The organism is Paenibacillus sp. J31P190, from assembly GCF_059692075.1.
The window spans coordinates 222,143-244,591 of sequence record NZ_JCAUAS010000009.1; the positions used below are offsets into that span (position 1 = coordinate 222,143).

Annotated in this window: 17 protein-coding genes and 2 tRNA genes; all 19 read left to right on the forward strand. The window is 44.3% G+C overall.

Annotated features, from left to right (window positions below; translation table 11 throughout):
- The first annotated feature begins 96 nt into the window (after positions 1 to 96).
- The 19 genes from AC58U0_RS18065 to AC58U0_RS18155 all read left to right on the forward strand — a co-directional run bounded on the left by AC58U0_RS18065 (position 97) and on the right by AC58U0_RS18155 (position 22,386).
- The gene (locus tag AC58U0_RS18065) at positions 97 to 642 is read left to right on the forward strand and encodes a GNAT family N-acetyltransferase (protein ID WP_497380360.1); all 546 of its coding nucleotides are present in this window, start codon (positions 97 to 99) and stop codon (positions 640 to 642) included.
- A 133-nt stretch (positions 643 to 775) separates the two neighbouring features.
- The gene (locus AC58U0_RS18070; protein WP_497380361.1) at positions 776 to 1,396 is read left to right on the forward strand and encodes a nitroreductase family protein; all 621 of its coding nucleotides are present in this window, start codon (positions 776 to 778) and stop codon (positions 1,394 to 1,396) included.
- 376 nt (positions 1,397 to 1,772) lie between these two features.
- A complete protein-coding gene (locus AC58U0_RS18075; protein WP_497380363.1) occupies positions 1,773 to 2,543 on the forward strand; it encodes an ABC transporter ATP-binding protein in 771 nt (256 codons plus the stop codon).
- A complete protein-coding gene (locus tag AC58U0_RS18080; RefSeq protein WP_497380364.1) occupies positions 2,506 to 3,606 on the forward strand; it encodes an efflux RND transporter periplasmic adaptor subunit in 1,101 nt (366 codons plus the stop codon). The genes AC58U0_RS18075 and AC58U0_RS18080 overlap by 38 nt, the downstream gene beginning before the upstream one ends.
- The gene (locus AC58U0_RS18085; protein ID WP_497380365.1) at positions 3,606 to 6,533 is read left to right on the forward strand and encodes an ABC transporter permease; all 2,928 of its coding nucleotides are present in this window, start codon (positions 3,606 to 3,608) and stop codon (positions 6,531 to 6,533) included. The genes AC58U0_RS18080 and AC58U0_RS18085 overlap by 1 nt, the downstream gene beginning before the upstream one ends.
- Before the next feature lies 1 nt (position 6,534).
- Positions 6,535 to 7,467: an ABC transporter ATP-binding protein gene (locus AC58U0_RS18090; RefSeq protein ID WP_497380366.1), complete on the forward strand. Its 933-nt coding sequence runs from the start codon at positions 6,535 to 6,537 to the stop codon at positions 7,465 to 7,467.
- Positions 7,464 to 8,942, forward strand: a complete 1,479-nt coding sequence (locus AC58U0_RS18095; RefSeq protein ID WP_497380367.1) for an ABC transporter substrate-binding protein — start codon at positions 7,464 to 7,466, stop codon at positions 8,940 to 8,942. The genes AC58U0_RS18090 and AC58U0_RS18095 overlap by 4 nt, the downstream gene beginning before the upstream one ends.
- Before the next feature lie 53 nt (positions 8,943 to 8,995).
- The gene (locus AC58U0_RS18100) at positions 8,996 to 11,149 is read left to right on the forward strand and encodes a hypothetical protein (protein ID WP_497380369.1); all 2,154 of its coding nucleotides are present in this window, start codon (positions 8,996 to 8,998) and stop codon (positions 11,147 to 11,149) included.
- Between the two features lie 274 nt (positions 11,150 to 11,423).
- Entirely contained in the window at positions 11,424 to 14,534 is a 3,111-nt protein-coding gene (locus AC58U0_RS18105) for an efflux RND transporter permease subunit (protein ID WP_497380370.1), read from the forward strand.
- Positions 14,535 to 14,563: 29 nt separating this feature from the next.
- On the forward strand, positions 14,564 to 15,820 hold the full coding sequence (locus tag AC58U0_RS18110; RefSeq protein WP_497380371.1) for an efflux RND transporter periplasmic adaptor subunit: 1,257 nt from the start codon (positions 14,564 to 14,566) through the stop codon (positions 15,818 to 15,820).
- A gap of 66 nt (positions 15,821 to 15,886) precedes the next feature.
- Positions 15,887 to 17,638 (forward strand): hypothetical protein, encoded by a 1,752-nt coding sequence (locus AC58U0_RS18115; protein ID WP_497380372.1) that lies wholly within the window; start codon positions 15,887 to 15,889, stop codon positions 17,636 to 17,638.
- Positions 17,639 to 17,803: 165 nt separating this feature from the next.
- A complete protein-coding gene (locus AC58U0_RS18120; protein WP_164484139.1) occupies positions 17,804 to 17,968 on the forward strand; it encodes a hypothetical protein in 165 nt (54 codons plus the stop codon).
- A gap of 91 nt (positions 17,969 to 18,059) precedes the next feature.
- Positions 18,060 to 18,136: transfer RNA gene (locus AC58U0_RS18125), tRNA-Met, on the forward strand.
- Between the two features lie 11 nt (positions 18,137 to 18,147).
- A tRNA-Ile gene (locus tag AC58U0_RS18130) sits at positions 18,148 to 18,221 on the forward strand.
- Between the two features lie 261 nt (positions 18,222 to 18,482).
- Positions 18,483 to 20,003: a xylulokinase gene (xylB, locus tag AC58U0_RS18135; protein WP_497380373.1), complete on the forward strand. Its 1,521-nt coding sequence runs from the start codon at positions 18,483 to 18,485 to the stop codon at positions 20,001 to 20,003.
- Positions 20,004 to 20,121: 118 nt separating this feature from the next.
- On the forward strand, positions 20,122 to 20,640 hold the full coding sequence (locus tag AC58U0_RS18140; protein ID WP_497380374.1) for a DUF3231 family protein: 519 nt from the start codon (positions 20,122 to 20,124) through the stop codon (positions 20,638 to 20,640).
- A 26-nt stretch (positions 20,641 to 20,666) separates the two neighbouring features.
- Complete coding sequence (locus AC58U0_RS18145; protein ID WP_497380375.1) at positions 20,667 to 21,023, forward strand: hypothetical protein; 357 nt, start codon at positions 20,667 to 20,669, stop codon at positions 21,021 to 21,023.
- Between the two features lie 185 nt (positions 21,024 to 21,208).
- Complete coding sequence (locus AC58U0_RS18150) at positions 21,209 to 21,487, forward strand: DUF2277 domain-containing protein (RefSeq protein WP_057303000.1); 279 nt, start codon at positions 21,209 to 21,211, stop codon at positions 21,485 to 21,487.
- Positions 21,488 to 21,639: 152 nt separating this feature from the next.
- The gene (locus AC58U0_RS18155) at positions 21,640 to 22,386 is read left to right on the forward strand and encodes a DUF1906 domain-containing protein (protein ID WP_497380376.1); all 747 of its coding nucleotides are present in this window, start codon (positions 21,640 to 21,642) and stop codon (positions 22,384 to 22,386) included.
- Positions 22,387 to 22,449: the final 63 nt, after the last annotated feature.

The window sequence follows — 22,449 nt, forward strand, 5'->3', positions numbered from 1 at the left end:
TGATGCAGACACACATTTTATAAGTGAGTTGCACGATGTAAATGGAAGTAGGTATTATTGAATAGGTAAATTCTGCTATTTGAAGGGGGGAAGTTAATGAAACTCTTGGTTAAGACGGAACGAATGTCTTTAGTTTTATTGGATCGTACTTCCGTAGATCTGGTTCTGGACTATGTGATTCGTAATCGAACTTTTCTTGAACCGTGGGAATTAGAACGTAATGATACGTATTTCACGAAGGATTATCAAGCTGAGCAGTTGGAACAAGAGGCAATGAAGATCGAGGAAGGCCAGATGCTTAAGGTATGGATGCTATTTGAAGAACGAATTGTGGGGTCAATTGCGCTTAGTAATATCATCAGAGGCGCTTTTCAATCTTGCCATTTGGGCTACCGAATGGACGGGAGACTCCTTAATCGAGGACTCATGACAGAGGGAGTGAAAGCGATTATTGCCTACGCTTTTGACGTGATGAAACTTCACCGTATTGAAGCCAATATCATGCCTCGAAATGCGGCATCATTGAAGGTCGTTGAGAAGTTGGGCTTTTATGAAGAGGGCTTGGCCCTCAAATATTTGCAAATTCATGGTGTTTGGGAGGACCATATTCATATGGTACTGCGAAATACAGCTATGGAATAAAATTCAGGAAAATCATAGAAAATGTCGAAAAATGTACGTAAGGATCGTCATATCATATTGCTATCAAGTCATTACTCTAATAGAATAATGTATTGAGCATGTACTCATACATAATTACTAGGGGGACATTACGTTGAATGATTTTGAAACGGTTGTAAAATCTAGACGATCTGCAAGCAAATTCACGCAAGGGATCGATATTTCACAAAAAGAATTAGAACAAATTTTTTCCCTTGTTAAGTTTGCCCCGTCGGCTTATAACTTACAGCATGCAAATTATGTTGTTGTCACAGACCCTTCGGTGAAACAGAAGGTCTATGATGCATCTTACAAGCAGTACAAAATTCAGAGCTCGTCTGCAGTTATTGCGGTCCTTGGCGATTTGGAAGCATATAAGGACTCTGATAGAATCAATGAAGGGCTTTTCCATTTAGGATTCTTAAGTAAACAAGAGTTAGATGCCGAAGTACAGCAAGTGACACATTTCTATGAAGAACGGGGAGAGCCGTTCAAGCGAGATGAAGCGATTCGGAATGCAAGTCTATCAGCCATGTTATTTATGCTTACAGCGAAAGAACAAGGTTGGGACACTTGTCCGATGATCGGTTTTGAGGCAGACAAGCTGATTGAGGCTCTTCAATTAGAGGAGCGTTACGTGCCAGTTATGTTAATTACGATTGGGAAAGAAGATACTTCCCGTCAGCGGCCGCGCGGTTATCGTAAACCGATTGGTGAGTTTGTGAAATTTGTTTAATACATATATAGAGACCGTTTATTGCTAAGAAGGCAATGAACGGTCTTTTTTTATTACTGGTTTCTTTGAAGTACGTCTACTGCAATAATTTAAGAAAAACTTTATAATTGCCCTGCTTTTTTCTTAAAAAAACTGCTTTATCCTACAAATGTAAGGATGAAGGAGGGATTAGCGATGAAGAAGCGGGGCTATTATAAATAGGCAATTCGTTGTATGGATGAATTTTCCATTTCATAGTATATTTTAATAGATTCATACAAACGGATACATCGTCAAAAAGCTTTCAGGAAATTTTCAGTTTCATGAAACCTTTTGGAAAGATCTGCCGTCTATTTTATCATACATACAGTTTGGAAATGAAAGGAAGTTATACCAAATGGCAAGCTGGTTTCGTAAAAGAAGCGCAATTGACGCTTTGGCTATCGATGAGGAGCCGCATTCGGATGAACGCTTTTCTCGTCACAGCCAACTTCATTCTCCACTATTATCGGTCAGTGGTGTACACCGCTCCTTTCAAGTTGGAGGCCAGAAGTTAGAGGTACTGAAAGGGATTGAGATGGAGCTCAAACCGCTGCAGCTTGTCATGCTCAAAGGCCGATCCGGCTCTGGGAAAACAACGCTGCTTAATTTAATTGGGGGGCTCGATCAGCCGAATGAGGGGGAGATTTTATTTCAAGAGCATGCCTTTCATCTCAGCAGTGACGATGAACGGACGTTGATACGTCGTAAGGAAATTGGTTTTATCTTTCAATCTTATGCTTTAATGCCTTTGCTGTCTGCTTGGGAAAATGTCGAGCTAGCGCTGCGAATGGCGAGTATTCCGCATTCCCAGTGGAAAGAGCGAGTGAAGCATTGCCTGGAGCTCGTTGGGCTTGGCAAGCGGATGCACCATCGTCCTTACGAGCTCTCCGGCGGTGAGCAGCAGCGTGTGGCGATTGCAAAGGCGATTGCGCATCGGCCTTCCCTTATTTTGGCGGATGAGCCAACAGCTGAGCTGGATTCGCAAATGGGTGCGCAGATTATGTCCGTTTTCCGCAGCATTATGAAAGCAGAGCAAGTCACGATATGTATGACAACTCATGACCCTACAATTTTGGAGGTTGCCGATCATGTTTACGAAATGGTGGACGGAAGATTCGTCACGTAATTGGACGATGAAGCCATTAGCTGCACTTCTTGTATGTTCAACAATACTATTTGCGTCTGGGTGTTCACTTTTGCCTAAGGAGCAGGAAGAAGAATCGCTTCCGACGATTAATCCACCTAAGCTTTCCAAAAAGCCTGAATACACAGTGAAAACGGAAACCCTTGAAACGAAAGTGAGAGGGAGTGGGCGTTTAATGGCTTTGCAAGAGGAGAAGCTGTTTTTCTCCGAAGATATGTCCGCCAAACGGATCAGTGCCATTCTTGTGAAGAATGGGGATTCCGTCGAAAAAGGGCAGCCGATCGCGGAGCTTGACGTATCGGATATGGCGAGCGATCTGAAGCGAAAGAAGCTTCAAACACGTAAGGATGAGCTTACGATGATCGAAACACTACGTAAAGCGGATGAAATGTCGCCTGAGCAAATCGAGCAGGCAAAGATTGATTTTGAGTTAAAGCGGGAAGAACTGACCAAGCTTGAAACACAAGTTGGTAAAGCGCAGCTGCTCGCTCCGTTCAGCGGAACCATTGTCACTGTAACTGCCAAGAAAGGCGATACCGTGAAGTCCGGTGAATCCGTTGCGACTCTCGCCGATTTGAATGAACTATCTGTGGCCGCAAGTATTAGCGCAGATGATGCGAAGAAAGTAGCTATTGGTATGGACGTGCAGGTGGATATTAATTCGGCTGGCCAGCACAAAGGGAAAGTGAAGCAGCTTCCGAATCCGCAAGCTGGTAACAACAATAATAACGGCGGGTTTCCTGGCCAAGGTGGGCAAGGTGAGCAGGATACAATTGATAATTATTTGGTCGTTCAGCTTAGTGAGTTTCCAAAAGGGCTGAATCGAGGAACACCGCTAAGTGTCACGATTATTACACAAAGAAAAGAAAACGCCACGACGATCCCTCTGGCTGCACTTCGCTCGTATTCGGGTCGGAATTATGTCCAAGTCATTGATAATCAAGGAAATAAGAAGGAAGTGGACGTGGAAATCGGTCAGCAGACATCAACGGATGTGGAGATTGTTAAAGGTCTCACAGCTGGGCAGAAAGTAGTGGGTCGCTAATGTCCATGCCGATGCTGCGGTTTTTATTTCGGAAAATGTGGAATACCCGCTGGCTAACGCTCAGCACCCTGCTTGGACTAGTGATGGCTGTTGCTTTTACCACGAGCATTCCGATGTATGCCGATGGGTCACTGAAGCGAGTCGTCGCCAAATCGTTAGAAGAAAAGAGCGAGGGACTTCCAGCAGGCTCACTGCTCATGCGCTATCAAGCTGTTGGGACAGAACGTGCAGGGCTTACAGAGCTCAATGACGTCAATGTGTATATACAAGATGAAATTCCGAAAGATGTTGGCTTTCCATTACAGACCTATGCAAGAAGCTATACCATCAAAGGAGCGCAGCTAGCTCCCGCAGATGGGACTAAAGCAGACCCTAGTAAACGCCGACAAATGACATTAACGACATTAAGCGGATTAACCGATCAGGTTGAATGGTCAATCGGCCAGATGGCTTCTGGGCAAGTGCAGAATGGGATATTGGAAGCTGTAGTCTTAGAAGAAGCTTTGTTTCGAAACGATCTGCATGTAGGGGATATATTCAGTTATTCAGTCTCGGGTGCAGGCGGCAGTCAATTGTTAAAAGTGAAGATCGTTGGTTCCTTCAAACCCAAAAATGAAACGAGTGCTTATTGGTTTCAAGGCTTAGAAGGGTTAGTAAACGCACTTATTATTCATGATGATGTTTTCATGAAAACGTTGTTGACGGAGAAGAAGATTCCGCTTCAGCTGGCCAATTGGTATTATGCATTCGATCTGCGGAATATCCAAACTAGTCAATTATCGCCACTTGAGAACCGTTTGGAGCGTCTGGATATCAATTTGTTCCAAAAACTTAAGAATACAAAGGTAGATGTTTCGTTCAAGCCGATTCTTACTGAATTTAAAGCTCAAAGTCTACAGATGCAGATTTTATTATTCACATTAGCGGCACCAATGATTGCGATGGTTTTCTACTACATTGTGATGAATGCCAGACAATCGCTTGATCGACAGCGTGGTGTGATTGCCATCCTGCGAAGCCGTGGGGGCAGCACGAAGCAAATTGTGGGAATATACTTTCTGGAAGGTTTATTACTTGGGGCGATTGCACTGCTGATTGGACCCTTCATGGGCTGGTTCATGGCCAAAAGTATCGGCTCTTCCAGCGGATTTCTTACGTTCGTTGATCGTAAATCAATTCCTGTTAGTTTTACGAATGAGGCGATGCTCTACGGCGGGCTCGCTGTTCTGATTGCTATTCTTGCCAGTGTGATTCCAGCTGTCCTTTTCGCAAGATCTTCGATCGTCAACTATAAGCAGCAGCTCGCAAGGTCAGATCGCTCGCCACTATGGCAGCGGTGGTTCATCGATATCGTGCTGTTAGGACTTGTTGGCTACGGCTTCTACTTATTTGATCAACGCCAAGTATTGTCCGTACAAACAGGGCTAACGACCGATCAATTACAGGTTCATCCGCTGCTGTTTTTCGTTCCAGCACTCTCGATCTTTGCGCTAGGACTTTTCTTTCTGCGCATTTTTCCGTGGTTGCTGCGATTGTTCGGCTGGCTTGGACGGAAATTCCTGCCCGTGCCGCTATATTTGACGCTTGTTCAGCTTTCACGCTCAGCCAAATCCTACTACCCGCTCATGCTTCTGCTCATTCTTACGCTCGGCCTAGGCGTGTACAATTCTTCGGCTGCACGTACGATCGATCTGAACTCGACGGAGAGGATCATGTACCAATATGGTACCGATGTTGTGCTGCAAACCGTATGGGAAGGATTCTCAGACGACCTGCCGAAGGATCCGAACGCAGGGAAAAGCGGCGGTGGAGCACAGGGGGGCGGGACATCTGGTGCCGGAGGTAATAACGGAGGCAGCGGTGGCTCTGGAGCGGGTGGAGGCCAAGGTCAAGGTGGCCCGAAACCTGGAGAGGAGACACCTTCCAAGATTCGTTACGTCGAGCCGCCCTTTCAAATGTTCCGTGATCTTGAGGGCGTCCAGGCTGCGGCCAGAGTTTTGCAAATGAAAGGAAACGTTGTTGTTTCTGGTAAATCAACCGGTCAGGGAATGATCATGGGAATCGATAATGCCGATTTTGCCAAAGTAGCTTGGTTCCGTCCCGATTTGTTCCCAGCACATCCGAATCAATACCTGAATTTACTAGGAAGCTATGAGCAAGCTGTCATCATACCTTCGAATTATGCAAGCAAATATGCGCTTAAAGCGGGTGATTTGCTTTCGATAACCATCGGTCAGCAGCCTGTGGAATTCGTGATTGTTGGTATCCTGCCATATTGGCCGAGTCAATATCCGGATCAGGCTCCATTTTTCATAGCAAATTTGGATTATATATATGATCAGGCACCTATTACTCCCTATGAAGTATGGCTCAAAATGAAACCTGACGCTAAAGTTGCACCGATTGTTGCATCTCTGCAAGCCAAAGGGATTGAGCTAGCTTCCGTGAAGGATGTTCGTAACGAGCTCATTATTCAGAAGAAGCTTCCAGCAAGAGGCGGCGTCTTTGGCATTCTTAGCCTGGGCTTTCTTGTCTCAGTGATCGTGTCCTTAATCGGCTATATGCTGTATTGGTTCTTCAATTTATCCAGCAGAGTTGTACAGTTTGGAGTGCTTCGCGCCATGGGGCTTTCCCGCAAACAATTAACTGGCATGTTGCTCCTAGAGCAAGGCTTTACAGCTGGGTTGTCCATCGCGCTAGGCATCGGAATTGGTAAATTAACGAGTTATTTCTTCCTGCCTTTCCTTCAAACTTCCCAGAATGTGAAGACGCAGGTGCCGCCGTTCCGAGTTGTTTTCGATTCCAAAGACACCTATCAGCTATATTTCGTGGTTGCTTTCATGATGATAACAGGGGCGCTGCTGTTGTTCTTACACATTAGAAGGCTGCGCGTTCATCAGGCTGTGAAGCTGGGAGAGGAGAAATAGCGTGATTACTTGCGAAGGCTTAGTCAAAATTTATAAAACAGACGAGATAGAAGTTGTCGCTTTGCAAGGGCTAAACATTCAGATCGATGCCGGTGAGCTTATGGCCATTATCGGGAATAGCGGAAGCGGCAAGTCCACATTGCTGAACATATTAGGGGGGCTTGATCGCCCTTCCGCAGGTCAAGTGAAAGTCGGTGATTGGGATTTATTGAAGATTACCGATAAGCAGCTGGTTGATTACAAACGACATACGGTCGGCTTCATCTGGCAAAATAATGCGCGCAATCTTGTCTCTTACCTCACCGCGCTCGAGAATGTGGAAATGCCAATGATGCTCAGCGGGAACTATGACCCTGTCTACGCGAAACAGTTGCTTGGATGGGTGGGCCTCAGCCACCGCTTGAATAACAAGCTGCAAGAACTGTCCGGTGGGGAACAACAGCGCGTGGCTATTGCGATTTCGCTTGCAAACCGTCCGCGTTTGCTGTTAGCGGATGAACCAACGGGGTCGGTGGATACGAAGACGGCGGATATGATTCTTTCTATTTTCCAACGGCTGAATAAAGAATTGGGAGTGACGATTGTCATTGTTACCCACGATATGTCCATGGCAGGCAAAGTAGGGCGAGTCGTTGCCATTCGAGACGGTATGACAAGTTCGGAGTTTATTGCCCGCAATCCTTCGTTTTCGGCGCTTGATGGAACATCGGCTGGGCTCACAAGTGAAGACCATGAGGAATATGTGGTGCTAGACCGTGCGGGACGATTGCAGGTTCCGAAGGCTTACTTGAACGCTCTGCAGATTGACGGTAAAGCTACGATGGAGTTTGACGGCGAGAAAATTATGATTAAAGCACCGAAAGATTTATCTACGAGTGAAGATATCGAACGAATTGAATCAAATTCACAAACCGTTGGAGGAAAATCAAAATGAAAAAGTTATCACGTAAAATGCTTGCTACAACCTTAACGCTGGTTATGGTAGCTCCACTAGCTGTTGCTTGTACCAAGGGGGAAAAAACCGATGATAAACAGGAGCGCGTGCTTAAGATCGCGACTTCTATGATGTACGGAGGTGATGATGAGTATTTCAGACAACAATTCACCGAAATATTTGAATTCGCCAATCCCAATATTAAGATTGAAATGATTCCAACGATGGATGAGAAGTACCGTTATGGCAACATTCAACCTGGTGAGAAAATGCCCGATCCGATGGAGAAGCTGAAGGAAGTGATGCAGGGTGATAATCCGCCGGATGTGGTTATGCTTGGATATGAACAGCTGCCGGAAATGATTGAAAGCAACATGCTCACACAGCTGGATCAACGAATAACGAAAGATAAATTCGACACCGCAGGAATCGTTCCGGCGGTTATCGATGGCATGAAAAATGCAGGCGGCGGGAAGCTTTACGCACTTGCTCCGACATTCAGCTCTTCGGCACTCATTTATAACAAGAAAATGTTCACAGATGCGGGAGTCGATTTTCCGAAGGATGGGATGACATGGGATGAGACGTTCGATCTTTCCAAACGCCTTGTTAAAGGGGAAGGAGAGAGTCGAATCAATGGTTTCTCATTTACAACGCAATCTCAAGGCGGAGATTTGTTCTATGGCATGCAAATGTACACAGCTCCACTGCAATTGAAAATGTTTGATGATGCCGGTGAGAAAATGACGGTGGATACGGACCAATGGGAAAAAGTTTGGACAAAAATGGCTCAAATGCAAAAAGATAAAGTGTTCCCAGAGATGATGGATCCGCAAAAGCAAATGAACCGTCAGTATGATCAAAATAACCCTTTTGCGTATGATGATTTCATGTCAGGCCGATTGGCTATGGCGATTATCAATTATGGTCAAATTCAACAGCTTACGAATGCAAACAAAAATGCAGCCAATTTTAAAAGCTATACACCAATCGAATGGGATGTTGTAACGATCCCTTCCCACCCGGAAGCAAAAGGTGTTGGCGGATCCATCTATATGAATGGTATTATGGGTATAAATGCCAAAGCGCAAAACCCTGATGATGCTTGGAAATTCATAAAATTCATTAATGGCGAAGATTGGGCAAAATTGAAATCTCATAGCTCCTATAACTTAGTTGCCCGCTCCAAATATTTGAAGCCCAAAGATGGATTGGACTTCCATATGGAAGCTTTCTACAATGTGACACCTGCTCCAATGGATAATAACATGAAAATTTATCGCACTAATCCTAACATTTATCAGGTACAAGAAATTGGTCATACTCAGTTTATGAGTGTCATTCAAGGGAAAACGACTGCTCGCGAAGCACTTAAGCAATGGCAAACCCAGGGGGATGCGATGCTCAAACAAATGAAGGAAAATCCGAATACGCCTATGAACCCGATGATACAACAGGCTGTACCTGCTGGCTAAGGCAGGCTGGAATTTCAAATAGGATCATATTATGAAGGAGGAAGCTCATTATCATGTACATCAAGAAACGCTATCGCTTGGCAACCATTGCCTTGTCTGCCGCATTGGCGCTCGGAGCTGTAACGCCCGTTTTGGCGGATAGCAGTCCATACGCTATATCTACGACCATCGGAAAAGTTTCCATCACAGGCAGCAGTTATTTTGAATTGAAACAGATCCATGTTTTGCCTGATCAAAGCGGCAAGCTCGCGACATTTACCATTACGATTCATAACGAAGGGAGCAGTGAGCTGCAATTTATTGATTATTGGGTTCGTTTGAAAAGCAAATCCGGCAATCAATTTTCAGCACGCTTGCTGCCTGCAGATAAGGATAAGAACCGGATTGCTCCCGGTTCAACAACAGATTTAACGTTCTATGCGACCGTTAATACTAGCACGAACTTGCAAGATCTCGTTGTCCAATTTATCAAATGGGATTTTAGCCAGTCCAATTTTGAACGTGTCCTGGGTGAAGTCGCTGTACCGGATACCTATACAGATGTTACGCCTTCAGATGGTGCTGCAGCAATTTCTGTCAATGGAACCAACGTGAAAGCTTCAATTAAAAAGTTTGTCAGCAACAAGAATGAAAAATATCACGTTCCCACCGTATATTTGACTTTAGAGAACGTTGGCAATCATACCGTTACGATTCCTTCATACCTCTTCTCGATTCGCACGAAAGAAGGTCTGCTTTATCCGCTGGAAGCCAAAGGATTGAAAGATTTGAAGATCAATCCGAAGGAAAGCAAAGAAATTCAGCTATCCGGTTCTATTCCGGTAGCCGTTTCCGCGGAAGCTTGGCAATTGGCAGTTGCAGAAACAATTCCTGACTTGAAATTGAATGTTTCCGTTGCGAATTTTGGGCTGCCTGCCGTTACGCAGCAAGAAGGCGGCTCTGTAGGTAAGGAGTATTCCTTCACAAGTAAATCAGGTATTTATACAACGCAGCTTAATGGATTGCACCGACTGCCTTGGGAAGATCAAGATCTGTTAACGGCCGATTTGACACTAAGTAATAAAGGTGAGGAGTCACTTCCTATCCCGAAATTATCAGGGTATTTCCTTCTTGATGGCGCTGTGAAAATCGATGCCAAGCTCATTCAGACGGCTAAAGTAATCGGATTGGGAGCAGGAGCGAGCGTTAATTTGCAAATTGCTGGTAAAGTGCCATATACGTATGAATTTTCTCAAATTAAATTAGTTCTTCAAGAGAATGAAGGAGAAACGCCTCCAACAGGAACGGGTACTGGTACAAGCAGTACTGCAGCAACGGATGTGCTGGAGTTTTCCACACAGGCGGAGCTTCAGGCCATTCCTTTCATTGGTATGGGACAGTCCTATACATCCAATGATATTGGGCGTAAAGCGAAGTATGTAGTTCGAAGTGTATCCACTTATGAGGATAAAACGAATATCATGTACTCCGCTATGGTGGAAGCAACCAATTTGGAGAAGCGTTTCACGAATGTATCTAAATTCGTCGCCAATTTCCGATCATCGGATGGAACGGTTTTCCCGGCAACTGTTGCTGAAGTAAAGAACAAGATTAGTCCAACTGGAAAAGCGTTATTAAATGTATGGGCTTCTGTGCCAAAAGGTTACACGACAGCAAATTTGAGCTTACTTCTTGGAGAAGCAGTGACAGAAGGGAAGTTGTCAGAAGGGGAGAAAGCCGTCGCGGATTCCTATGTGAACCCAGTTTCCTACTGGCTGCCTGATGAGAAGACGAATGTTGCGACAACGCTTAAAAATGTCGAATTATTCCCCTACACCATTACGATTGATAAAATTGGGACATCGATTGAGGATAAAGTATTTACGATAAAATTCAACTACGAGTTGACCAAAGAAAAACTGACAGAAATTAATACCGAAGGCCATAACTTGCTGCTTGTTTTTGAAGATGGCGGTGGGATTAAACGATTTGAGAAAAAGTTTGATTTCAAAGATTTCGACGTTATCAACGGGGACTCAACCGCTGATGAAGATACGAAGATGCGTCTCGGTAAGCGAGAGAATTTCAAGATTACAAATCCAGATCCGGGTCTCATTTATAACACCAAATTCTTAGAGAAGTATACACTCAGTATTTATGACGAGTTTCAAGGTCAGAGAAAGCTGCTGGCCACACAGAAAGCTGATTGGTTTATCACAACGGACTAATTCATTATTTGAAGCGAGGGCATTCAGCCTTCGCTTTTTTCATTTTGGTCACAAGAAGTCATAAGTGTTTAGCTGCTCATATGACCAATATATGACTGGAATATGACTTCACTCACCTGTTTTTATCAAAATGAAGAGCTATAATAAATGCTGACCGGGAAAAAACATAAAATTTTCAATTCTAGTTTATGTTTTGTTAAGAAATTCCAAGTATGATAATTGAGTGAGCACGAAGGATGTAGGTATTAAAGCTGGTGATAGGGGAGAAGTGAGAATGTCCAAGTTAACCGAGTTTTCAATGAAAAATGTGGCAGCGGTTTTCATCGTCATGCTGCTGTTGGTCGTAGGAGGAACGTTTTCTACAACCACATTAAAGGTAGAAAGTATGCCAGATATTACATTTCCGGTCGTCATTATTAGCACTACATATGTAGCACCTCCGAAGGATGTGCTGGATGAAATTACAAAGCCGCTAGAGAAGGCTGTCGCAGGGCTGGATGGACTCAAAACCCTGAGCTCCGGATCACAGGACAATTATTCACAGATTATCCTGGAGTTAGACCAAGACAAGAAGCCTGAAGATGTTAAGAAAGATGTGGAGAGCCTGATCTCCAATGTTAAGCTGCCTCAAGGCTCTGAGAAGCCTAAAGTGTTAACAGCAGGCTTTTCTTCCGAACCGGTCTATTACTTAGCGGTTTATGGTGAGGCGGGAATGAACCAAACCGAGCTGGATAAAGCCTACAAAGATACGATTCTTCCTGGCTTTAATGGGCTTAAAGGGATCGATCATATCGATTCTGTAGGCAATCAGGATGCCGTACTTACCATTAAGCTGGATGCGCCTGCAATAAATAATTATGGTCTAACGCCAGCAGATGTTTCGGGTTTGATCAAAGCCTCATTGGTATCTAGCCCTGCGGGTACGGTAGATTTCAATGGAAACACGCAGATGGTTCGAGTCAAAGGTGAAATGGATACGATTTACAATTTGGATAATTTGAAAATCACAACGAAAACAGGCGATACGCTTCTTCTCAAACAAATTGCTAAAGTTGAAGCTATCAGCGAGTCCAAGTTCATTGCAAGATTAGATGATCAACCAGCCATTGGCGTACTGCTTTACAAAACGAAAGCAGCGAATGCTGTAGAGTTTGCAGATAGTGCAGATAAGCTGATGACAGATTGGGGACAAACGCTGCCTGGCGTGAAATTCCACAAAATTTATAATTCAGCCAACGATATTAAAGACTCCATCCACGGTATGGTGCAAGAAGGCGGATTAGGCGCAGTGCTTGCCTCATTAATGATCTTGCTCTTCCTGCGTAATATACGTATGACGATCATCGTACTTGTTTCGATTCCTCTTTCGATTCTTGTTACGTTACTCGTCATGGGACCTCTAGGCATTTCCCTTAATATCATGACGTTAGGAGGAATGGCCATTGCCGTCGGGCGGGTCGTGGACGACAGTATCGTCGTTATTGAGAATATCTACAGTCAATTGCAAAGAGCTCAAGAGCGTAACGAATCTGTTATTAAATTAGCGACAAAACAGGTTTCTAGTGCGATTACTTCCTCTACAATTACAACAGTGGCTGTATTTGGTCCCATCGGATTTGTTAGCGGGGTAGTTGGTGAAGTATTCCGTCCTTTTGCAATTACACTTGTCGTTGCCTTGATGTCTTCATTGATCGTTGCATTAACGGTGATCCCGATGCTTGCGAAGCTAATGGTACTTCGAAGCAAGAAGCTTACCAATCACGATGATAATCACGTGGGACCTATGGCCGAGAAATACAAAAAAGCGATTATATGGTCACTAAATAACCGCATCAAAACATTATTGATGGCTGGTGTTGCCCTTATACTCTCGATCATCATTACAGTTCCTAATTTAGCGGTGGCTTTCATGCCCAATAGTGAAGCCGTTAAACAAGGGGTTATCGAGATTAAAATGCCGCGAGAAACATCCATCGAAATGATGAATGAGAAGGCCAAAGAACTTGAAAAAGACTTGAAATTACATACGGACAAAGCTGGCAAACCCGCATTCAAGTATATTGAATCCCTTGTAGGTTACAACCAGAGCAGTGACCGATATGCTTATAGAGCGATGATGTTTTTCGAGCTAACAGCAGAAACTGATGCGACGGAAGGTGTCAAAAAGTACAAGGAAGATATGTTGAAACTGATGCCTCCAGGATCCGATGCGAATATACAATTGTTTACCGGTGGACCTCCTACCTCAACTGGATCCGATTTCTCTTACTCCCTTAAAGGGGATGACCAGCTTTATCTCAAGCAAGCATCGCAGTTGGTTAAAGACAAGTTGAAGGAGTTCCCTGAGCTTAACGATATTAAAGATAGCTTGAGTGATTCCAAAACCGAAGTAGAGATTACAGTAGATCAAAACAAAGCACGGTTGTATGGACTCTCGAGTGCTCAAATCTTACAATCGGTCAACGCTTGGATTGCGGAAGAGAAGCTTGGCGATCTTAAATTTAATAACGTCACCTATGCTACCAAAGTTATGTTGAATCCTGCTTACAAAAACTCTGTGGATAAACTGGGTACTTTCCTAGTTAAGACTCCTACAGGTCAAACGATTCAGTTAAATGAAGTCGCACGAGTCAAACAGATTGAAGCGCCAAATAACATTAGTCGTGAAGACCAAGAGCAAATCGTCAGTGTAAAAGCGAAAATTGATGCCACGGATAAAGGCGGCGTCAGCAAGAAAATTACGGAAGAGTTAGCCAAGTTAGAACTTCCTTCAGGCGTTACTAGGGAAGTGAAGGGCGTATCCGATGATATTAATAAAAGCTTTATGCAGATGTTTATGGCCATCATCGCTTCCATCTTTATTGTTTACATGGTTATGGTTATTGCCTTTGGAAACGCTAGAGCACCGCTTGCCATTCTGTTTTCACTGCCGCTTGCAGCAATTGGTGGCCTTTTGGGACTCCTAGTAACGGGCGAATCGATCAATGTAACTTCGCTCATCGGTTTCCTCATGCTGATCGGTATCGTTGTAACGAACGCGATTGTACTCGTAGACCGCGTACAACAGCTTAGAGAACAAAATTATTCGATTCGTGACTCCCTTATTGAAGCGGGAATTACGCGGTTAAGACCTATTATCATGACGGCTGGAGCAACAATCATTGCATTATTGCCTCTTGGACTTGGATTATCCAAAGGAACGATTATTTCCAAAGGTTTGGCTGTCGTTGTTATTGGTGGTCTTACAACTTCAACGCTGCTAACACTCGTAATTGTGCCTATTATGTATGAGATCTTATTTAAGAAAAGAGAAGGCCGCCTCTTCAAGAAAAAAGGAAAGTCGAATTCTATTCAATCGGAGCAAGCAACATCTGCCCTCCAATAAGCTAAACAGGGGAAAAGGAGAAAACGAATATGAAACGTCAGTTGTTTATGATTAAACAGAGTACTAAATTATTCGGTGTCGTCGCGCTCAGCGCGGCGATAGCCGCAGGATGTTCCGCATCACCAGCAGCAAGCCCAGCAGCAACAACTGCTGCAGCAGAGCAAGGGGTTAAGGTAGTAAAAACGGCCAAAATTGTCAAGCAAAAGATTGGTGAGCCTGTTGAACAAGTCGGAGACGTAGTATCATCCGTTCAATTAGATATTGTCGCGAAGTCTGGTGGCGAAGTCATTGAAATCGTGAAGAAACGCGGAGATATCGTAGAGAAGGGCGATGTGCTTTTCCGTTTGGATCCAACGGATGTTTTGATACAGAAGGATTTGAATTCTGTTAATATAAAAGGTGCGCAAGCAGGACTTACAGAGGCTAAACAGAGGAATTCGAACGGGATTGAAGATGCCAAGGATGGCGTTTCTAAGTTGGAGACCGCCGTTAGTGATCTAGAGAAAGCCTACAACACGGTTCGCAATGAATATGATCTAGGCACAGCAACGAAATCTCAACTAGAGCAGGCGGAAACGGCGCTTAGTAATAAAAAGAAAGATTTAGCAAGCGCACGTAGATCACTGAAAACATTGCAAGAGACGAATTCACTCGCACAAGTAGAGACTAGTTTAGAAACAGCGCAAGTAAATGCTCGGAATATTGAGAGGACCCTTAGCAATCTTGAGGTAAAAGCACCTGCTTCCGGCGTGTTAACGGATCTTAATATTACTGTCGGTCAAACGTTAGCGCCAGGTGGCCGCGTAGGGGAAGTTCAACAGACGAATCCGGTCAAAATCAAATCCCAGCTTACCGAAGCATCGGCTAACCTTGTTAGAGGCAAAAGCGAATTGACTTTCTACATACCAGGGGTAACGACGAAAGCCGGAGCCAAAGTGATTTACTTATCGGATGTGATTAACGGACAATCCAAAGCTTATGATTTGGAATTGGAGGTTCCGAATCCTGATGGCAAGCTGAAACCAGGCTCAAAGGCACAAGTGGAACTCACCAAGGATGATGAGCAAAATGTACCTGTCGTTCCAAGTCTTAGCATCGTTCGCGAAGGCGGTAATAATTTTGTCTTTGTTGTGAATGGTGAAACGGTACAGAAACGTAAAGTTGAACTTGGTCGATTGAATGAAACCAATCAGGAAGTTATTTCCGGAGTCAAAGAAGACGAAATTCTTGTTATATCCGGTCAACATCAACTAAAAGATCAAGATAAAATAAAAGTTGGTAACTAACAGAAGCTTAAAAAGGAGAGACTCTGAGCTCCTGCTCAAAGATCCCTATAATTGGAGGAGAAAAAAGTGAACAAGACGATGAAGAGATCACTAGCAACCATTGTTCTATCAGCTGCACTATTAACTACAGCATCTTTTCCTGCATGGGCTGCGGATGGTCTGAACTTGGCAGCAGCAGTTGCAGCAAATACAAGTATAAGCTATACACTAAAGGATAAAATTGAGGTCGAAATTAAAAGCATGCTCAATGAGCACGAGTCGGATTCAACGAAATTGGGTGCCGTCATTCGAATTAAAAATACGAGTGGTAAAATCTCTCGTATACCTGACTATGAACTGCGAGTTCGGATGGCCGATGGTATCGAATATACGCTGCAGCCAAGTGCCAAAAACCCTAAATCCATACAACCCAAGAGCCAGCAGGAGCTCAGCTACTTGACGACGGTTGAGCGGAGTGATGATGTTGCTCTTACAGACCTCAGCTTTGTAGATGTAGATCTTGAAGTGTACCCGAAAGAAGAAACAACACTGCTTTCCGTAGCAGTTGACTCTGGCTTCGTATGGAATGGCAGTGACAGCACCATAACGAAACCAACCGCTATTCTTAAATGGGGAGAAGCTTTTACCTTACCTTCTTTGCGCTCATCCCTTGGATTCATACCTGTTGACATTCATAAGGAAATCACAGCCAAAGGCGTTTCCACAGTTGTCCAAATTCAAGTTGTGAATCCGACCAAAGAACGTCAAACCGTACCTAACTTTGGGATTGATGGGAAAACAGAAAATAACGTTTATTCCGGCAGTCGCGCCGAAGCTTCCGTCGTACTAGATCCAAGTGAGAAGAAATATATTCATATTGTCATTCCAACAGATCTAGATACGGAATTTACTAGCTTGAATGTAGTGACACCAGAGAGTTTTGCCACTGCGACGGGTGATGGAAAGTTCCGCGAAGACACCTATCGGGTAGGACGCGTTAATATTCTTCTCCCTACAGGAGCTGTGACGCAGGGAGTCATTCCAGCCCCTGAATATACCTTAGGTACACCAGTTAAACTGGATTCTACGAATAAATTCGTTCCTTCTAATGTCGATGTTTCGCTGGTTGAATTACATGTAACAAGTAATGAAGACGATGGCTTTAATACGGCAGTGGCGAAGTTTAAACTGACGAACAACAGTGACCGTCCGATCCCAATTCCGGCAATCCAAACGGAGCTTGTTAGTAAAGATGGTTATGCATATGGAGGCAGAAGACAGGAAGCTACTGCACTAAGTGTTGTTCCTAATGCTTCGTATGTCGTTAGTTATTCGTATGCACTTCCAGCATCTGAAAAAGGTGAAGGCCTGAAAATGAACCTTTACAGCCAACAAGTGAGTGGAGAAACGACTTATAAATCACTGCTTGCGACGGCGAAAGTACCTGTTCAGAAGAATGATCCAACGAGCAAAACTTTGAACGTGTATCCGTATGGTATTACTATTAAAGATTGGACAATTTCAGCTATTTTCCAAGGTAATATGACGTATGATTATAAACTGAAGCTGGATCTGGACATTAAACCGGATAAGCAAGTAACCGTAGATAAGTTTAATAGCAAGCTCTCATTCGAATTATTCGATAATGTTGGAAATCCGGTTGGAAAATCAGTTGAAGCCTTGTCAGGCGAAGGACGTTTGTACAATGGAACAAACACAATTAATCTAAATGCGAGATCCAACCAACTGGACTTTCCGATTCAGGTCAAAGTATTTGAGACATTCACGAACGAATATGGTGAATCTGTAAAACGGTTGTTGACTACTTTCAAACAATAGATAATTCAACGAAAAGCTACTTGGACCTGATCTCTAGATCACTTTCAAGTAGTTTTTTTGCTTTATATTGAGCGGTAACTCATTGCTTAGGGGAGGAGTGCTCATAAGCTGGACTTATTTTGGATAAGATAGGATTAACGATATGAACATAACGGAGTGAATGCAATGAACTGGATATATTGGGCTAAATTATACGATTCCAAGTTTCAAGCGGGCTGCTTGGCGAAAAGAATGGAAGAGGATTGGTGGATTTACGGCTATGAATGTCCACAAGAAGTGGAAGTATTTAAGTCCAAAAAAGGGCGATTTGGCGTTCGTTATAACACGTAATTTACACGAAATACCCTAGAAATTAACGCTTGACTTAGACCGCGCATTTAGTGTATATTTATTTTTGTCGCTGTTGAGCGGCAGCTAATGACGCGGGGTGGAGCAGCCCGGTAGCTCGTCGGGCTCATAACCCGAAGGCCGCAGGTTCAAATCCTGCCCCCGCAACCAAATTTTATTTTGGGCCTATAGCTCAGTTGGTTAGAGCGGTCGGCTCATAACCGATTGGTCGGGGGTTCGAGTCCCTCTGGGCCCATAGCACGGAAACCCTTGGTATAAGGGTTTTTATTATTTTATAACATCAAAAAAGCCTCTCGATCTCATCACTTTTCGATGATATGGAGAGGCTTTTTTTACGTTTTAGACCGAAATGTCGCACGCTTATCCAATTTTCCTAAAGGGACAGCGACCTTGAGTGTCGAAGAATTGTTCATGCAAGATGCTGGCACTGATGGGATATGAGCATACTGGTCAGTAAAAACAGGCTGAACTTTTCAGAAATGGATGGGGATATATAATGACAACACTTCTCGGAATAGATTTAGGGACTTCCAGCGTGAAGACGGCTGCCATGGACCCCTCGGGACGGATGGTAGGCTTATCTCAACAAAGTTATGACATTCATTCGCCCTTGGTCGGCTATGCGGAGCAAGAGCCTCAGTTATGGTGGGAGGCAGTACAACAAACCTTATCTGAATCTGTCAGGCAAGCAGGAGTAGGTAGCAGCGACCGTTACGCTATTGGCTTATCTGGACAAATGCATGGGCTTGTTGCGATAGGGATGGACGGACAAGTACTTCGGCCGGCGATTATTTGGTGCGATCAGCGTTCAATCAAACAAAAAGAACAGCTTGAGGCGATGTATGCTATCGAGCAGATTGGCAAGCTAGTACAGAACCGGGCTGCGACCGGGTTTCTGCTTTTATCGCTGTTGTGGTTAAAGCAGAATGAACCGGATACATATGAAAAGATTTGGAAAGTCATGCTGCCAAAGGATTATATCAGGTATAGGCTTACAGGCGAAGTAGGAACCGAGTCAACAGATGCATCAGGCACATTAGCTTATGATGTAGCCAATAAGTGTTGGTCCAGTGAGCTGTTGGGACAGCTCGGCATCGATCCGGAACTGCTGCCAACCGTTCATGAGCCTTGGGAGGTTGCAGGAAAGGTGACAACGGAGGCAGCAAATGATTGTGGCATTCCAGCAGGTACTGTTGTTGTCTTTGGCGGCGCAGATCAAACCATGCAGGCTATTGGCAATGGGATTTTACACCAGGGACAGGCTTCGTGTACGTTGGGCACAGGTGGACAATGGTTTGTCCCTGTAAAAACACCTACCTATGATCCCTTGCTGCGAACTCACACCTTCACCCACGCAGCGCCAGGCAAATGGTATATGATGGCGGCGATGCTGAATGCTGGCCTATCCCATAGATGGCTAACAGAAAATATCCTCCACAATAAGGATAGCAGATCACTCGATGAAAGTGCTGCTCAGGTTCCCCCAGGATCAGAAGGGCTTATTTTCCTACCTTACTTGACTGGGGAGCGAACCCCGCATATGGACCCTTTCGCCAAAGGAGCTATGTTCGGTTTAACGCTAAAGCACAATGAAGCCCATTTGGTTCGGGCTGTCATGGAGGGAGTGGCTTTTGGGCTTCGCGATGGGTTGGAGGTATTGGTGGCATTGGGTGTGAGAGTTGACCGAATCGTGATGGCCGGTGGTGGAGCTAAAAGTGCCTTATGGCTGCATATACTTGCAGATGTGCTAAACTGTGAGTTATTTCCATCCACTATGAAAGAGCAGGCCTGCATTGGCGCGGCTATGATGGCAGGAGTAGGGGCAGGCGTATATGCTTCAATTGAGGAAGCGTGTGAGACCGTGGTGAAGCATGCTGAGAGGCCAATTACGCCTATTTTGAAGAACAGATCCGTTTACGAAGAGCAGTACGCTTTCTTTAGAGAGTTATATCAATGCAATAAGGAATTGTTCAAAAGAATGAGCGGTTTAACCAATCCTAGTCAATCAAACCAATAGTGCAGATCGATGGAAACCTGAGAAATCAGGTTTTTTTGTTTTTGTTGGGATAAAAGTCACTCCGGAGAGAAACCTTATACAAGGTTGCAAAAAAGAAGGTAAGAAAGGAGAGGTTTGAATGGGAATTTTAAGTGGGAAACCCAAGGACGAGCCCTTGCATTACGGGGAGGTTTATGATGTTTGGCAGTTCTCCATGGCAGCGAAGGGATGTATTTCGGGTTATAGAGCTTTAAGTTATCATGCTGGAGATAAGGACTTAAAAGAAATCATCGGCGATGTCATCAACCAAGCCGAATTAGAAGTTAAAGAGTGCGACGAAATTCTTAGTAGTAATGGTATCGTTCCTCATCCGGGACAGCCTGATCGCCCGAAAGCGAAACTAGAGGAGATACCTATCGGGGCAAGATTCACTGATCCCGAGATTGCAGCTATGGTATCGGCTGATTTGGCGGCGGGTCTGATCACTTGCAGTCAGGTAATGGGCAAGTCTATTCGTGAAGACGTTGGTGCTCTTTTTGCAAAGTACCATGTCACCAAGGCTGCTATCGGATTAAAGGCTCTTCGACTAAGTAAAGAAAAGGGCTGGCTTGTGCCCCCGCCTCTACAAATCAAAAGACCTGAGTTAGTAGAAGCTTAAGATCCAAAATTTGAGGAGGATTTACAATGTATCAAGACCAAAATATCAATAGCCAATTTCAACAAACACAAGGTATCATTGCACAACTCATAAACCAAACGCAACAATCTTCACAGATGTACCAACAGATGCTTCAACAAGAACAGCAAAACGCATTGAGGCTTGAAGAGCTAGCACAACGGGAACAAAAAGCCGTCCAAATCATTCAATCCGCGCTGCAAGGCCACCAAATGGCTATTCAACAATTACAACACGTTTCCCAGCTGTGCAGACAGCTTGAACAAACGGCTCAAAGCAGCTTTCAGTCTTTAAATATGCAGCAACCTCAACAACAAACGAACTATGGTAATTCGTATGGTTCATCGTACCGAGGTTATCAATAATACCAAGTATGAATAGTTGGAAAAAGAGAGAGGCTGACGATATTCGTCGGCCTTTATTCGTTTATTTCAATAATCGAGAAAATGCACCAGCTGCGTCGGTTTTTTGCCGCGATGAATGGATAGTGTGCTTAATTTCGGATGTTATTGTAAAATTAAGTTTATAACGATATCAAAAGGAGAAAGCTATGTGCCGAAATATTAAAACACTATTCAATTTCGATCCTTTGGCTACTGATGATGAAATTCAGGCGGCCTCGCTGCAATTTGTAAGAAAAATCTCGGGCTTTACTGAGCCATCAAAGGCGAATGAGGTGGCCTTCAATCAAGCTGTCAAAGAGGTTAGTTTAGTTGCCCGGAATCTGTTGGACTCGCTGGTAACCAATGCTGAGCCTCGTAATCGTGAGGTCGAAGTCGAACGTGCGCGTGCTAGGAATGCAAAAAGGTTCGGAACAAAAGAAGGTTAATGACATCCTAGATGAAGTAATTACGGGTTCTTTCTTTACGGGAAAGAGCCTTATTTGTGTTTACCTGGATAGGCTTTCAACTTGTCCTTGTAGCGTTCAAGCCTCGTTAAGCATATCCTGTATGAAAACTAGTAGAAAATAGGTGATAGAAAGTGACCAAAGGTTTTGATTGTTCAACGCCTTTAACGGCACAAACGGCCGCTGCTTTCGTCAATGATGGCTACTTGTTTGTGGCCAGATATCTCGTTCCGAGCGGTTACAAGGCATTAACCAAAAGTGAAGCAGACACGATCAGCGAGGCAGGACTCCAAATCGTATCCGTTTTCGAAACTACGGCGAATCGCGCTCTCGGAGGAAGAAGTGCTGGTTTGGCTGATGGGGCAACGGCTGTGCAGGTTGCTCATGAGCTGGGCCAACCACCTGGCAGCTGTATTTACTTTGCTGTCGATTTTGATGCCTCAAGTGCCCAAATGCCAACGATTATTGCCTATATTCGGGCAGCAAGTGAGGCGACACCCGAGTATACGACCGGTGTATATGGTTCTTATGCCGTGATGGAAGCCGTCCGTAGTGTGGGAGCTTGCTCTCATTTTTGGCAAACGTATGCTTGGAGCGGAGGTAAAAAGTCTAGTTTCATAAACATTTATCAATACTTGAACGATGTGGTTGAGCATGGGATTGGCGTGGATTACGATGAATCGTATGGGAAAGAAGGTTGGTGGAGTACGATAACAGTACCTGAGCCTCCCGTGTCGTATCCTCTGTCTCCTAAAGATGCCAATGTGATTATACCTTTTCTTTCGGCCGGATATGAGGCAACGTCGTCCACTGCTGCCAGGGAAGAATTTCATCGACTGGCCAATGAGCTGCGCAGAGTTTCGGGTCAACCGGAACAATAATCGCCCGAAAGTAAACCGAATCCTCCATTGATACGTTTACTCTATAGAGTAGATGTACAAATT